We start from the raw sequence: 15111 nt of genomic DNA, 5'->3' as shown, positions 1-15111 counted from the left end.
CGAGTTAAGGCTCGGTGGTCCTTAATTATAAGCCCTATCGTTTGATATCTCTTCCTCAACTTGTAATAATAAAAGAAATACAATCTGAAAGGGGCTAGGTGGATGAAGGTTTGTGTAGTTGGAGCAAATGGACAAATCGGAAAACAAGTGGTGAAGCTTTTGAAGGAAAGTGGTGAGCATACACCACTCGCTATGGTACGTAAGCAGGAGCAAGTAGCCTATTTTGACAATCTAGGTGTTGAAACAGTCTTTGCAAGTATTGCAGATAGTGTATCAGAAATTCGTAAAGCAATTTCGGGATGTGATGCAGTTGTATTTACTGCAGGGTCCGGCGGTCATACAGGTCCAGATCAAACCCTCTTAATTGACCTGGATGGTGCAGTAAAAACCATTGAAGCCGCAGAACAATCTGGGGTCAAACGCTTTGTCATGATAAGTGCATTAGGCGCTAATCAACGTGAAAAATGGAATGAGGCCATCCGTCCATACTATGTCGCAAAGCATTATGCAGACCGAATTCTCGAGCAAAGTGAGTTAACCTATACGATTGTTCGACCTGGTGGCTTATTGAATGAGGAAGGCACTGGGAAGATCGCTGTAGGGGAGAATTTAACGAGAAATACAATCCCCCGTGCAGATGTGGCAAAAGTGATTGTTGCTTCGTTAACAGAGGAACGTACATTTAATCAAGCTTTTGATCTTGTAAGTGGCGATGAACCGATCGTGGATGCATTAAAAAAGATATAGAGTATACATACGCTTGCGACATGTTTGTGTCGCAAGCGTTTTAACTTATTGATCTGCAGGAAATACTATTCCCATTTGCTGCCGGGCTTCGTCAAGGATTTCCATTACAGCCAATGAGTTTTCGTATGTATTGACAGTTGATTCGATTGAACCATGTTTAATCAACTCGATAAATTCCTTTGCCTCATAATACATCGTGTGCTGCTCGGGGAGGATTGAAAGATCTTCGACACGACCATCCCGATACCGAATTTCAACTTTTTCAGGTGATGAGATTTTATCAATCAGAATGCTCCCATTTTCACCTTGTATTTCAGAAGGGATGTATGAATTCGTGATTTTTGAAAACATCATCATACCCTCCATCTCCTCGTAATGGGCAAGAATACTTCCTTCGCCATCTACACCAGAATCAAGCATTAGCCCACTTGCTTTGATCGAATCGGGCTTTCCAAATAAATGGACCATTGGATACACACAGTACACGCCAATATCCATTAACGACCCATTTGAAAATTCAGGTTTAAAGGCATTTAATACCGTACCTTCCTTATAGGCATCATAGCGGGATGAATATTGACAATAGCTCGCAAAATAGCGACGAACGGGACCGATTTTATGCAAGTTCTCCCGAATGTTTGCATAAGAAGGGAGAAATCCAGACTTCAATGCTTCCATTAAGAGCACTTGATTTTCCTTTGCCGCTTGAATCATTTCTTTTAGTTCTCTCGTATTTGAGGCAATCGGTTTCTCACAAAGAACATGCTTGCCATGATTCAATAGAATAATCGCTTGTGAGGCGTGAAAGGAAGTCGGGCTTGCGATATATACAGCATCAAAGACATTAGATTGTGCCATTTCCTCAATCGATGTAAAGATATAGGGTGCTTGATATTTTTCAGCAAACTTCTTTGCACGTTCCTCTGTACGCGAGTAAACAGCGGTTAATGAAAAATCCTCGATTGCCTTTGTTGCTTCTAAAAATGCATCTGTTATCCAGTTAGTTCCGATTACTCCAAAACGAATCATCTATATTCCTCCATAAACAAAAATTAGTGCATATACTAAATTATATCAGACATACACACATTGAAAAAAATGATAAAGTGAAACTTCAATCATTGGGGGGCTTCATCCTTCAATGATTGTTTGTTGAGGGCCACACGATGTGGGTCACAAAGACGTTGCCACAGGACGCGGCGTTCTTAGTCTTTGTTCTTCTTAATCGGGCTTTTACGGGCAGTTATTTTCCACTTAAACACTTAGCATATGCTAAAATTATTTTACTGCCCGTTAATGCGGGATAAAATAAAGACCATACATAATGGAATAGGGATGAGATTAGTGAAAGTGTTTTTTAGTTCATTACAATGGCTTGCGTTTATCATTGCGAGTTCGATTGTCGCGCCAATCGCGATAGCGGCTCTCTATGGAATGGACCCAGCGGAAACGGCAAGCTTTGTTTCGCGGACTTTCCTAGTACTTGGATTATCAAGCTTAGTCCAAGTGTATTTGGGACACCGTCTGCCGATTAATGAAGGGCCGGCCGGTTTATGGTGGGGCGTGTTTATCATTTATGCTGGTCTAGGGCCAACCTTGTACGGCTCAGGGGAAAATACACTTCGAGCCATAGAAGCGGGTATTTTATTTAGTGGAATTTTATTTATGCTTTTAAGTGTATTTGGAATTATTGATCGAATTTCAAAGCTATTTACACCGGTTGTAACCGGGACGTATTTGATTTTACTTTCCCTTCAACTAAGTGGTTCATTTTTAAATGGAATCTTTGGGGTGGGGTACCGGGGCGAAGAAACGGTAAATTTAAAAATCTTAGTGATTTGTCTGTTTATTATTGTTTTTACGTTTGTTTTTGCAGAAAAGGGACCTCGAGCATTGAGGCAATATTCAGTTCTTATTAGCTTAGCTCTTGGTTGGATCATTTTTGCTATTTTCGGCCTTACTGAGCCAATCAAAGTGACATCGAATAAATGGGTGGAATTTCCTCGTCTATTTGCCTTCGGGAGTCCAGTCTTTGATAGTGGAATGATTGCCACAGCAATCCTTGTGACGTTATTGCTGTTAACAAATTTAATCGCAAGCATACGAGTTGTTGAGCAGGTGCTGCATTCCCAACAGATAAAAACCGAAAAAACGAGATATCGTCCGGCAGGATTTATGGCAGGGGTTAACCAAATTTTCGCAGGGATTTTTTCAGCGGTTGCACCAGTACCCATCTCAGGAGCGGCAGGTTTCATTGCAACCACGAAAATTAATACAAAACTCCCTTTTATAGTCGGTAGTTTTATTTTAGTCGGCATTAGTTTTTTTCCTAAAATCATGAATTTTGTTTCTGGGTTGCCGGCACCAATCGGGTATGCAACGGTATTTATCATTTTTGCCAATCTCATGCTGCCTGCGTTAGCTGCATTTGAAAACTTGTTGAATAAAAGTCGTTCCCGAATGATTATTGTGTTTTCTTTATTTGTTGGGGTTGGGTCGATGTTCGTACCTTCAGATGCTTTCAAAGATGTGCCCCCTATTTTAACGTCTATATTAAATAATGGACTTGTTCTGGGAACAATTGTCGCCATCTTAATTGAACAAACTGTTACACGACTAGGCTCCAAAAAGAAAGAAAGAGCCTAGTCGGAAGGCAGGCAATTATGCTACTATAAAGAAAAATTTGTTAAAAGCAAAATGTCTAGTAGGTGACTTGATGGATACGGTAAAAATGTATACGGCTTTTACGAGAAAAGCTTTTATGAGGTCAGCCGCCTATCGATTTGATGTGTGGACAAGGCTGGTTTCAAATATTATCTTTCTATTAATGTGGATGTCCATTTGGTATGCACTATATGCTGGCAAAGAAGAAGCAAGTGGAATTTCTTTAACAGCCATGCTTACCTATGTAGTCGTCAGTCAATTTTTAACGGCAGTGAATGGTGCTGGGACGCCATTGTGGGAACTGCAGGAAAAGGTTCGAACAGGTGACATCGCACTTGAATTAATGAGACCTTTTGATGTTCCGTTACGCTATTTATTTGCCGATTTTGGCAGTGTCGCATTTTATATGTTAACCGCGTTGGTCCCGTTATATTTTCTGTTGTTTTTCTTTGTTGATCTGAGCTTGCCAACCTCATGGCAGACGTGGATTTTATTTATTATTTCAGGTTTTTTAGGCTTTCTCATTCGATATTGTATTGAACTGACATTTGGTTTATTTACATTCTGGCTCATTGAAACAGGGGGAATCGAGGACGTTTTTTATTTTTCGGTTTCACTTCTATCCGGATCGGTCATCCCGTTGTGGTTTTTCCCTGGTTGGTTGCAAACGCTCGCATCCTATTTGCCATTTCAAGGAATCTATTTTATTCCGAATGCTATTTTCATAGAAGAGATTTCAGGTAACGAGGTCTTTCTATCAATTGGGATTCAGTTATTTTGGGTAGCAGTTTCGTATGGAATCCTCCGATTTGTTTGGCGTAAGGCATCAAACAAAGTGATCGTTCAGGGAGGGTGAAGCATGAAAAAAATAGTCGATTACATAAAATTATATTTTCGCCTCGTCGGAGCAGGTGTCCGTGCCCAAATGCAGTATCGCTTTGCATTTATCATGCGCATTGTCGGGATGGTCGCAGCCTATACAGGTACTGCTATCACGATGTGGGTTATGCTCTATCAATTTAAAGAACTAGGAAAATGGAATTTCTATGAGTTGCTCTTTTTATTTGCACTTGCCGTATTGTCATGGGGTTTTTGTATCATTCTCTTTTTCCACTTTAGAAGCTTGGATACGTATATTGTGAATGGCACCTTTGATCGGTTCCTCGTTCGCCCCATCAATCCATTCTTTCATTTTATGGCGATGAAATTCGATATCGGGGCAGCGGGGCAGTTTATTTTTAGTATCTTGGTCTTTATTTGGGTGAGCACTGCCCTTGATATTCATTGGCAGTTTGGAAAAATCCTCTTTTTACTTGGTGCCGTTACCGGAGGGATTTTGGTTCAAGGGGGACTCCTCGTGTTCATTTCGGCAATTGCCTTCTGGACAACAAAATCAGAGCGTTTTTATTGGGTCGTGATGTATCCAGCTCGAAATTTAACAAACTATCCTCTTGCGATTTACCCAAAAGTGGTCCAATGGGTAACAGCGTTTGTTGTGCCATTTGGGTTTGTGAACTATTTCCCGGCAGCGGTGATTTTAGAGAAGGAAACACCTTATTTTCCTTCCTCTATTGGGTATTTTACACCACTCGTGGGCATCGTGTTTTTTATCGTTGCGTATCATGTGTGGATGCTTGGTTTAAGTCGCTATAAGAGTGCTGGATCGTAAAAAAGGGGGTTCCATCTTGGCTATTATAGAGGTCGAAAATTTACGAAAAGAATTTAAGATTGCAAAAAGAGAGACCGGGTTCATTGGCGCTTTAAAAAGTGTAGTGAACCGGCAATTTGTAACGAAAGAAGCGGTTAAAGATATTTCATTTTCGATTGAAAAAGGGGAAATGGTTGGATACATTGGACCAAATGGTGCTGGGAAATCAACAACGATTAAAATGCTTACCGGCATTCTAGTTCCTACAACCGGGTCAATCCGTGTTAACGGGATTATCCCGTATGAAAATCGGAAGGAAAATGCGAAAAACATTGGCGTGGTGTTTGGCCAACGGACCCAGCTTTGGTGGGACCTGCCAACGATCGAATCATTCGAATTGCTTAAGGAAATTTACCGGGTCCCAGAAGTCCGTTATAAAGAGAATATGGATACTTTTACAGACATTTTAGGCCTGGGTGAGTTTTTGAACACGCCTGTTCGTCAGCTTTCACTAGGTCAGCGAATGAGAGCAGACATTGCAGCATCCCTGTTACATGACCCAGACATCTTGTTTTTGGATGAGCCAACGATTGGTCTTGATGTCGTGGCGAAAGAAAAAATGCGCGAATTTATTCAAGAAATCAATAAGCTCCGAAATGTGACGGTGATTTTAACTACCCATGATATGGAAGACATTGAAAAGCTATGTAAGCGTATGATTCTGATTGATCATGGTCAAAAGGTGTATGATGGCGAGATTGCATCCGTTAAATCGCGTTATGGAAAAATGCGGACGTTGATTGTCGATGTGGAGGAAAATGGAATCGACTTACAGGTATCGAATGGGGAAATTTGCAAAGAGGAAGGGAATCGCAAATGGATTCGTTTCAATCGTGACGATTACTCTGCGTCGGATGTGATTTCCCAAATTACTCAAACTCACAATATCACGGACTTGACAGTAGAAGAGCCTGAAATTGAGTCAATTATCAGCCGAATTTACCAAGAAGGTTTTTCGAAGGAAGAAGTTCCGGTGAAGGTTTGATATTTTTCATGTAGGCTGTTTTCGCAAGTTTTGTTGTTTTGACACCCTTGATTTTCGCTGCAGGTGGACGCTTTCCGCGGGCGTGGCTTGAGCCTCCTCGTCGCTAATCGCTCCTGTGGGGTCTCAAGTCTCACGCTTTTCCCGCCGGAGTCGCCACCTTCCGCTTCAATCAATGGTAGCATAATGTAAAAAGCCCTACGAAGGTTTAATTCGTAGGGCTTACTTGTGTTTTATGGTCATTATTTTCATTTTATGGCCATTAGACAGCACTCAATGGTTATTAATTCATTTTTATGGCTGATAAACGGACTCTTATGGTCATTCGTTTAAAAAAACAAATATGCCATTCCGACTATAATTGGTAATGTAATCAGTGTTCGCTGTAAAAAGATAAGGACTAAGTCTAGGAATGAAACTGGTATTTTTGAACCGAGCAACAATCCACCGACCTCTGACATGTAGATTAACTGAGTGATGGACACACCAGCGATTACAAAACGAGTGAGATCGTTTTCGATGCCTGCACCAATAATGGATGGTAAGAACATATCCGCAAATCCAATTACCATTGTTTCAGAAGCTGCGACCGCTTCGGGAACTTGTAACAAGGTTAGAAGCGGTACGAATGGTGCTCCTAAATATTTAAAGATTGGAGTAAATTCTGCAATAATTAGAGCGATTGTTCCGATCGCCATTACAACTGGAACTACGCCCATCCACATATCTAAAACGTTTTGCATACCGCCTTTAAACACCTTAGAATAGTCAGCACTTTTTCTTGCCTGAATGACCGCTTGTTCCATTCCCCACTGGAAACGACTAACATTTGTTGGAATCGTTTCGTCCGCCTTTTGTGTTGTACCTTCATAATACGTATCTGTTTTTCGTGATAAGGGTGGGATTCTTGGCGTTATGATTGCCGCAACCAAACCTGCTAATAAGATTGTAAAATAGAATTGACCAAACATATTTTCCAATCTCATTTGAGCTAAAATAACAACAGTAAACGTAATTGAAACAACAGAAAAGGTTGTTGCAACAATGGCTGCTTCCCTTTTTGTATAATAGCCTTCCTCATATTGCTTACTTGTAAGAAGGACACCAACGGTTCCATCACCTAACCATGAGGCGATGGCATCAACAGATGAACGTCCAGGTAATCTGAAAAGGGGACGCATCACCTTAGTCAACAATGCTCCAAATAGCTCTAGTAGACCAAAATCAAGCAATAATGGTAAAAAGAGTCCTGCAAATAAAAAGACAGAAAATAGAACTGGAATTAAATCAAATAGCAAAGTACCACCTGTTGCATCTGACCAAATAGCAGAAGGACCAAGCTTAAAGAGGGTCATAATTGAAAAAATCATCCCTAAAATTCTTGTTACAACCCATACTGGTGATACATAAAAGAGTCCCGATAAAAACGGAGATTTCGTAATAAATGCGGGTTTAACGAATACTGTAAAAATGGAAATAACCCCAGTAATCGCGATTAAACCGGTCATGATATACGGAATTGAATCACCTAATAAATCTTGAACAATGCCAGCCAAAATGGCAACCGGGATCGTAAAGGTATCCTGATATTGAAAGGGTACAATAAATAAAATAATTCCGATTAAAGATGGAATAATAAATTTTAAATAATCAGTGATTGCTGGTTTCTCTTGATGTTTTTGAATTGCCATAGTTGTTTCACCTCGTAAAAAAGTCACAAAACCTACTTTATAACAAATTGCATAAAAATGCGAGGGTTTTTTAATAAAAATTCTTTGATTCGCATAAAAATACTATTCTGAAAAAAGGACTGTTATTTCTACCAGCTTTTTTGTAGCATTCCCAACTCAAACCAAATCATAATGGGGAATATAAAAATGAAAGGAGTGGTTAACAATGAAAAAAAGTCAAAAGAAGGAAGAACCAACCATTGCAGTTGGAATGGACACGGAGGAGGACTTAAGAGAAGATGCGTCAATGAAGGAAATTGAAAAAGGTGACTACACACAGGTCACAACCCTTTCATATGACGAAAATGATCCGAGCTAAGCACGGCGAAAAGCATTGTCACTTTGTGATGATGCTTTTCTCATTTCCTGTCATAATACCCAAGTTTACTGATTTCCTTTATTAGACAACCTCTAAAATGCTAAAATTGTAGTATACTTAAAAAATGGACTTATAGTGGTAGATTTATAAATTAGGAGAATGATGATGTTACAGAAGCTCAACAAAAAATTAGAGAAACTTATGCCACTCATTACACCTACAAGTGTAGTATTGGGTGTCTTATTAACTGCATACTTGGCTCCTTTTTCGTATTTAGTACCATGGATTTTTGCATTCATCACGTTTTCAGGAGCTTTAAGTTCTAGTTTTAGTTCGTTAAAACGTGCAATCACACATCCATTTCCAATCATAATTGCTCTTTTTACATTACACTTAATCATGCCAGCTTGGGCTTGGATTGTTGGGCATTTAACCTTTCCAGGTGACAGCTTTACAATTACTGGATTGATTTTAGCAGTGGTGATTCCAACTGGGATATCAAGTTTTATCTGGGTTGCGATGAAGCACGGTAATATTGCACTTACACTCTCCATTATTTTAATTGATACATTAATTTCACCTTTTGTGGTGCCGTATAGTCTAACATTATTTGTAGGAAGTAATGTTGAGATGGATATTTTAAGTATTATGCAGGGGCTCTTTTTCATGGTTGTGCTGCCTTCAATTCTTGGCATGCTTGTTAACCATGTTACAAAAGGCAAGTGTACAAAAACACTTAGCCCAAACCTAGCGCCTTTTTCAAAGATTGGCCTTGGAGTAGTGGTGATGATCAATAGTGCCGATATAGCACCTTATTTGAAAAATGTAAACCTGAAATTGATACTGATTGGAGCGGTCGTTTTCTTTATTGCCTTTTGTGGATATTTAATCGCATGGGGAATAGGTCGCTTCATGAAATTAGACTCCGATGTCATAATTGCTCTTATTTTCACGGGGGGCATGCGCAATATTAGTGCCGGAGCCGTCATTGCCATTACATTCTTCCCAGCTGAAGTCGCTGTGCCTGTCGTGGTGGGGATGCTCTTCCAGCAGATATTAGCTTCAATTTACGCTTTATTAATAGATCGTGTATATTCATTCGAAGGACTTGAAAAAAAATTCTCTGCATAACCAGCGTTAGCGATTTGGCTACCGCTTTTTCTTTTGAAAAAATGATTGAAATTCGTAGTGCTAAGACATACGATGTTTATTGTACTGTGAATTACAAATAAAATTTACGAGAAGAATAATATAAGATATTATAAGGGGGATTTACATATGGTAGAAGCTAAGTATTGCAAGGAATCTTTTGTTGTGAAGACAAGTAATGTATTTCCGCCTGATACGAATTATCATGGAACAATGTTTGGCGGTAAGCTCATGGCTTATATTGATGATGTTGCTTCCATTTCAGCGGTTCGACATTCACGCTCTCCAGTTGTTACAGCATCAACTGATTCCGTTGATTTCCTTCACCCAATTCAGGAAGGAAGTTCTGTTTGTTTGGAAGCGTTTGTCACATACACGGGACGTTCCTCGATGGAGGTTTTTGTGAAAGTGATAGCCGAGGATTTATATACGGGAGAACGGCATATTTGCGCATTGTCGTTTTTAACATTTGTCGCATTAGATGAGAATGGCAAGCCGAAGCCAGTCCCAAAAGTTATACCGAAGTCCGAGGAAGAAAAGATGTTGCATGAATCTGCAAAAGAACGCGCGGAAAATCGAAAAAGACGCAAAAAAGAAAACGAAAAAATGGCAGCTAAATTTAGCATTGCCTTACCTTGGGAAGTATAAAAGAAGGATGTCCTAGTCATTTACGACTCGGACATTCCTTTTTGTTCTTTTAACAAATCACGGATCTCAGTAAGTAATTGTTCTTCTTTTGTTGGTGTTGGTTCTGAAGGTTTTTCTTCTTCTTTTTTCTTAAAGCGTTGGAAGAAGCGAATAAAGAGAAAAATAGAAAAAGAAATAATTAAAAAGTCCAAAACCGTTTGTAGAAAAGCACCATACATGATCTCCTCACCATTAAAGGGAATGGAAGCCTTTGATATATCTACTCCACCGAGTAAAAAACCGATGAGCGGCATTATAATATCATTCACAAGAGATGTGACAATTTTTCCGAATGCACCACCAATAATAACCCCGACTGCAAGGTCAATCACATTACCTTTTAAAGCAAATTTTTTAAATTCATTAAGCATATTGACGTCCTCCTTTCATAACCCTTTTTATTCTATCCAAATTCGTTGAAAAGAAAATAGTCCAAATGGCTTATCCTTTGAACCGTTGTAGTTGATGTAGCATGTTTTCATTTCTAAGAATTTCAATCTGTCGTTCACCTAATAAATCAAAATGGGGGAAGCCTGTCCGGTTATGAATATACTTGGAAGGAATCCCATATTTGCTGCCCCATCTTTTAAGCTTTTCAAGGTCAGCACAACCAACCTTTGTGACGGTTGTCATTCCAGGAAAACGGTCGTCTATCCAATAATGCGTCAAAAACGCAATTTCCCCTTGTGAAACCTTTTTCTTCCACTCAACAAGTTCTTTTCGTTTAATGCCAAAAGCCATAAAGTTTCACCTCATACACTAAACTTTCAATATGACGAAAGTCAGATTTTTGATTGTATTCTTATTGTTAAATGCCCTAACGTCTTCTTGTGGAAGTACTGTCCAATGTTAATTTACCACAAAAATGCTATGCCTTATTATATCAAAAATTAAGTCAGTCGATTAAAACGTGTGAATATGTGTAACAGATGAGCATATCAATCATCTGGACATAGGTCCTAAGTCATAGGGTGTTTTGTTGTAAAATGTAATGTTTTAATAACAGATAGATAATTTATCCTGTTTACTTTATAAAAAAGAAGAAAATATTCTTCTTTTGTTATAAATGTGCTATTATTTAGATAATTCAAAAAAGGAGGGTAGGCATTCTTGCATCGTTGAAATACATAAAGGTAACAGAAAAGAAAAGGTGTAAAAAGGAGCGAGATATGAAAAAATTAATTGCTGTTGTTACTGCTTTCTTATTGTTAACTTTTTTGGTTATTCCGGTTTCAGCTCAAGGCGGGAATGATACTGCTAGGAAGAATGTATTACAAAATATAGTAAAAGATCCGGATAAAAAGGCTAGAATTCTCTGGTATGACTTGTCAGCAAATATCGAATATCTAAATACGAAAGAAAAAGTGAAAGAGATTGTTGGCAAAACGGCTAAAGCAAATATTGACACAATTATTCTAGATATAAAAAATTCAACAGGTTTTGTTGCCTACAATAGTAATTTAGCTCCTCATGCAAGTACATCTAAGAAGATTGATAAATTTCAAGGTTACCCCGAGAATTATGATTTATTACAAAATGTAATAGAAGAAGCACATAAATACGGGATAAAGGTCCATGCGGCTATTAATGTTTTCTCAGAGGGAAGCACTACTTACCAAGAAGGGCCAGCATATGAGAATCCAGAATGGCAATCCGTCATTTATGAGGGTTCAAGGGTAGCTACAGCTGCTAACGGAGAAACAAGAAAAATTGATGGTTCAAATACTACAAGAAATACAAATTATCTTGTATTGTATACGCCAGATAAGTATGATGTCTCTCCTGCAAACCGTTGGGGGGCTGAAGTTCAAATTACAGATGGAATTGTAACACAGGTTTCTGACCGGAACACATTTGGAACACCTGCCTTAGAAATTCCTGAAAACGGTTACGTATTGTCTGGTCATGGTACAGCAAGAACTTGGTTACTTGATAATGTGAAGGTTGGAGATCAGATTGATGTCGCATCAACCGAAATAAAACTTGTACCATCTTCACAGGCAGCAGGTCATTCAACATTTGTAAACCCAATTCGTGAAGATGTTCAAAATTATGAATTGGGTATCATTGAAGAATTAGTTACGAATTATGATGTGGATGGAATTGTTCTAGATCGCGCGAGATATAATAATATTTACGCTGACTTTAGTGAATTAAGCCGCGAAAAATTTGAAGCGTATATTGGTAAAAAGGTTGATAATTTCCCAAAAGATATTTTTGAAATCAAATTTGCTGAGAACGGTCAGCAAAATATGGTAGAGGGTCCTTTATACCAAAAATGGATTGAATGGCGTGCAGGGAATATCCAGTCTTTCTTTAAGAAGGCAGAGAAAACAATCCATGATATAAAAGACGAGGTATATTTTAGTACGTATGTAGGTGCATGGTATTCAGATTATTATAGTGAGGGTGTAAACTGGGCAAGTAAAACCTATCAACCAGATTACAGCTGGACTTCACCGGATTATCATAAAACCGGTTATGCTGAAACACTAGATTTCATCATGACAGGTACGTACTTTGAACATGTCACAAAAGATGAAGCAATTGCAAATGGTAGAATTGCTGAACATAGTGTTGAGGGTTCTGCTGAGTTAGCAATGGATGTTATTAATGAATCGACATTTGTTTATGGAAGTTTATATCTCAATCAATATATTAATAATCCTGAACAGTTCCGTAAGGCGCTTCGCAAGGATATCGAATTGACACATGGTGTTATGATCTTTGATTTAGTCTATCTAGAATTGTTTGACTGGTGGCCAATTGTTGAAGAGGAATTTGCAAAGCCTAGTACAGCTCCGCATCATATTCCTGGATTCCTTAAAATGGTTCGAAGCGATACGTAATAGACAAGGAGGAGTGGGTTTAATTAACCTGCTCTTCCTTGTCGTGTCGTAATAGTTTTATTGAATGGCTCTTTTCTAAAAGAATGTGCTTTTAGAAAAAAAAGCATAAACCTAGTTAATTGGAGCATAAGGCGGCGACTCCTGCGGGAAAAGCGTGAGACTTGAGACCCCGCAGGAACGACAGCGACGAGGAGGCTCAAGCCACGCCCGCGGAAAGCGTCCGCCTGAAGCGGAAATCAACGATTTAAAAAACAACAAAGTTTACGAAAACATCCTATTGAATAAATAAACTTGAAACCCTAAATTACTCAATTGCGATGAATAATGGGGAAATTTACTTTTCTAAAGAGAAAGGATAATCATTATATGAAAATACAAATTCTAGGTACAGCAGCGGCAGAAGGATTTCCGGGACTGTTTTGCAATTGCAAACATTGTAAGAAAGCAAGAGAATTAGGGGGAAAGAACATTAGAACACGTTCCTCAACGATTATTGATGATACGATTAAAATTGATTTTCCACCAGACACCTATCATCATGTCTTAACACATAATCTCGATCTTTCAAAGATAGAACATTTGTTATTTACCCATACACATATGGACCATTTTAATCCAAAAGATCTAGGAATGAGAACACCAGGATTTGCTCATGATTTTTCATATCCTCTACATATTTATGGAAATGACGCAGCTATCTATAAATGTAAAGAAGTATTATGGCACACTGATCAATATTTTACATTTACTTTAATGCACCCTTTTACTACGTATCAGGTCGGTACAGCAAAGGTGACTCCTTTGGCTGCAGACCATAACCCATTAGAAACATGTTTACTCTTCTACATAGAGAAGGATGGAAAAAGGATATTTCATGGTCATGACACAGGGTGGTTTCCTAAACAAACATGGGAATGGTTATCCACGAAAAAGATAGACGTAGCGATACTGGATTGTACAAATGGATTACTACCTGAGCGAAGAAATCATCTTAATATAGAGGCAGTGAAGGACATCCAGAACGTATTTCTTGAAAAAGGGATTATGACGAACGAAAGTCAAATGATTGCGACTCATTTTTCTCATAATATAGGTCTAATGCATGAGGATCTAGAGGAAATCTTTGCGTCCACTGGCATTAAGGTTGCCTACGATGGAATAGTACTTCATGTTTGAATTTCAAAGAGCCAGCAAGAGGAAAATGAGCACTAAAAAATATGCTAGAAAAAAATATAAGGACGAGGGAACAAATGATATTTTATGAAGAACAAATCAAAGAATTTGAGAATTATAAACCGAAACTAACTAAAGCAAGGGATTTTGCCCAATTTTGGGAAGATACCTTGAAGGAATCGACTGAAACTCCACTGCAAATTGAAATGAGAGAGATTGATTACCCAATTAGTCAAATAGAAGCTTATAGCTTGTTATACAAGGGATTTGCAGGAACGCCTATAAATGCCTTTTATATTTTACCAAAAAATCAAACTGATAAAGTACCCTGTATCATTACATTTCATGGTTACGGTGGTAATAAAGGTTCAATATCAAATTATATGAAATGGATCATTCAGGGATATGCAGTTTTAGCAGTAGACTGTCGCGGACATGGAGAAAGTGCCGAGGATACACACTATTCCGTTGGTGCTACTGGAACATGGGCAACTCAAGGAATCCTCGATAAATATGAATATTATTATAGAAAGCTTTATATGGATTGCAAACGTGCGGTCGATGTTGTTTTTACTAGAGAGGAAATCGATAAATCCCGAATTTGCTTACTTGGTGCAAGCTTAGGGGGAGGAATTTCATTAGCGGTTGCAGCACTAGACAATCGTCTTTCATTAGTTGTTGCGGATGTTCCAAATATGTGCAATATCGAACTTGCTATCCAGCAAAAATTCGAAGGTTCTCTCGTTAGTATCGAAAATTTTATGCACAGATATCCTGAAAAGAGTAAACAGGTATTTGAAACACTTTCATATTTTGACAATCTAAATTTAGCTCCAAAGATAAAGAGTAAGACTAGAGTTTCTGTCGCCTTCAAGGATTTAATTTGCCCGCCTCAATCCATTTACGGCGTATACAGTCACATTGTTGCAGAAAAATCAATAATTGCTTACCCATTTTCAGGACACGACGCTCCAGGAATCATTTCACATATAGACGAAACCATAGCTTATATTAAAGAAAATTTATAGATTTTAGAAATTATGGAGAGGCAAAGATTGATAAAAGTAGAACTCATATTCTGTTTAGATTTAAAATTCTAAAAA

The 15111-nt window shown here is 38.4% G+C and carries 15 protein-coding genes; 11 read left to right on the top strand and 4 right to left on the bottom strand.

Annotated elements, in window-relative coordinates:
• Positions 1 to 102: 102 nt before the first annotated feature.
• On the top strand, positions 103 to 747 hold the full coding sequence (locus tag DZB84_RS03320; RefSeq protein WP_116350816.1) for an SDR family oxidoreductase: 645 nt from the start codon (positions 103 to 105) through the stop codon (positions 745 to 747).
• Positions 748 to 792: 45 nt separating this feature from the next.
• Here DZB84_RS03320 and DZB84_RS03315 read toward each other — a convergent pair whose 3' ends face one another.
• On the bottom strand, positions 793 to 1776 hold the full coding sequence (locus tag DZB84_RS03315) for a Gfo/Idh/MocA family protein (RefSeq protein ID WP_116350815.1): 984 nt from the start codon (positions 1774 to 1776) through the stop codon (positions 793 to 795).
• A gap of 315 nt (positions 1777 to 2091) precedes the next feature.
• On the opposite strand from DZB84_RS03315, the gene DZB84_RS03310 reads away from it, so the two are divergent.
• The 4 genes from DZB84_RS03310 to DZB84_RS03295 all read left to right on the top strand — a co-directional run bounded on the left by DZB84_RS03310 (position 2092) and on the right by DZB84_RS03295 (position 6104).
• Entirely contained in the window at positions 2092 to 3393 is a 1302-nt protein-coding gene (locus DZB84_RS03310; RefSeq protein WP_116350814.1) for a purine/pyrimidine permease, read from the top strand.
• Positions 3394 to 3463: 70 nt separating this feature from the next.
• Entirely contained in the window at positions 3464 to 4267 is an 804-nt protein-coding gene (locus tag DZB84_RS03305) for an ABC transporter permease (protein ID WP_189655127.1), read from the top strand.
• Positions 4268 to 4270: 3 nt separating this feature from the next.
• Positions 4271 to 5080, top strand: a complete 810-nt coding sequence (locus tag DZB84_RS03300; RefSeq protein WP_116350812.1) for an ABC transporter permease — start codon at positions 4271 to 4273, stop codon at positions 5078 to 5080.
• 16 nt (positions 5081 to 5096) lie between these two features.
• Positions 5097 to 6104, top strand: a complete 1008-nt coding sequence (locus tag DZB84_RS03295; RefSeq protein ID WP_116350811.1) for an ABC transporter ATP-binding protein — start codon at positions 5097 to 5099, stop codon at positions 6102 to 6104.
• A 326-nt stretch (positions 6105 to 6430) separates the two neighbouring features.
• Here the strand turns inward: DZB84_RS03295 and DZB84_RS03290 are convergent, their stop codons facing one another.
• Positions 6431 to 7792 carry a YjiH family protein gene (locus tag DZB84_RS03290; protein WP_116350810.1) on the bottom strand — a complete coding sequence of 454 codons (1362 nt, stop codon included), beginning with the start codon at positions 7790 to 7792 and terminating at the stop codon, positions 6431 to 6433.
• A 205-nt stretch (positions 7793 to 7997) separates the two neighbouring features.
• Between DZB84_RS03290 and DZB84_RS24780 the strand changes: the two genes are divergently transcribed.
• The 3 genes from DZB84_RS24780 to DZB84_RS03280 all read left to right on the top strand — a co-directional run bounded on the left by DZB84_RS24780 (position 7998) and on the right by DZB84_RS03280 (position 9947).
• Positions 7998 to 8150 (top strand): hypothetical protein, encoded by a 153-nt coding sequence (locus tag DZB84_RS24780; protein WP_189655126.1) that lies wholly within the window; start codon positions 7998 to 8000, stop codon positions 8148 to 8150.
• 165 nt (positions 8151 to 8315) lie between these two features.
• Positions 8316 to 9281 (top strand): bile acid:sodium symporter family protein, encoded by a 966-nt coding sequence (locus DZB84_RS03285; protein ID WP_116350809.1) that lies wholly within the window; start codon positions 8316 to 8318, stop codon positions 9279 to 9281.
• A gap of 147 nt (positions 9282 to 9428) precedes the next feature.
• Positions 9429 to 9947 carry an acyl-CoA thioesterase gene (locus DZB84_RS03280; RefSeq protein WP_116350808.1) on the top strand — a complete coding sequence of 173 codons (519 nt, stop codon included), beginning with the start codon at positions 9429 to 9431 and terminating at the stop codon, positions 9945 to 9947.
• Positions 9948 to 9967: 20 nt separating this feature from the next.
• Here DZB84_RS03280 and mscL read toward each other — a convergent pair whose 3' ends face one another.
• Positions 9968 to 10357, bottom strand: a complete 390-nt coding sequence (gene mscL, locus DZB84_RS03275) for a large conductance mechanosensitive channel protein MscL (protein ID WP_116350807.1) — start codon at positions 10355 to 10357, stop codon at positions 9968 to 9970.
• A gap of 70 nt (positions 10358 to 10427) precedes the next feature.
• On the bottom strand, positions 10428 to 10727 hold the full coding sequence (locus DZB84_RS03270) for a hypothetical protein (protein ID WP_116350806.1): 300 nt from the start codon (positions 10725 to 10727) through the stop codon (positions 10428 to 10430).
• A gap of 428 nt (positions 10728 to 11155) precedes the next feature.
• Between DZB84_RS03270 and DZB84_RS03265 the strand changes: the two genes are divergently transcribed.
• The 3 genes from DZB84_RS03265 (at position 11156) to DZB84_RS03255 (ending at position 15036) form a co-directional block, all read left to right on the top strand.
• Positions 11156 to 12835, top strand: a complete 1680-nt coding sequence (locus DZB84_RS03265; protein WP_116350805.1) for an alpha amylase family protein — start codon at positions 11156 to 11158, stop codon at positions 12833 to 12835.
• 366 nt (positions 12836 to 13201) lie between these two features.
• Positions 13202 to 14011: an MBL fold metallo-hydrolase gene (locus DZB84_RS03260; RefSeq protein ID WP_116350804.1), complete on the top strand. Its 810-nt coding sequence runs from the start codon at positions 13202 to 13204 to the stop codon at positions 14009 to 14011.
• A 74-nt stretch (positions 14012 to 14085) separates the two neighbouring features.
• On the top strand, positions 14086 to 15036 hold the full coding sequence (locus tag DZB84_RS03255) for an acetylxylan esterase (protein ID WP_189655125.1): 951 nt from the start codon (positions 14086 to 14088) through the stop codon (positions 15034 to 15036).
• The last annotated feature ends 75 nt before the right edge of the window (positions 15037 to 15111 follow it).

Origin of the sequence: Bacillus sp. HNG, assembly GCF_003400205.1 — a bacterium.
Taxonomy (GTDB): domain Bacteria; phylum Bacillota; class Bacilli; order Bacillales; family Bacillaceae_L; genus Ferdinandcohnia.
Note: the sequence above shows the minus strand (reverse complement) of the source record. Positions and strands in the feature narration are given on the sequence as shown.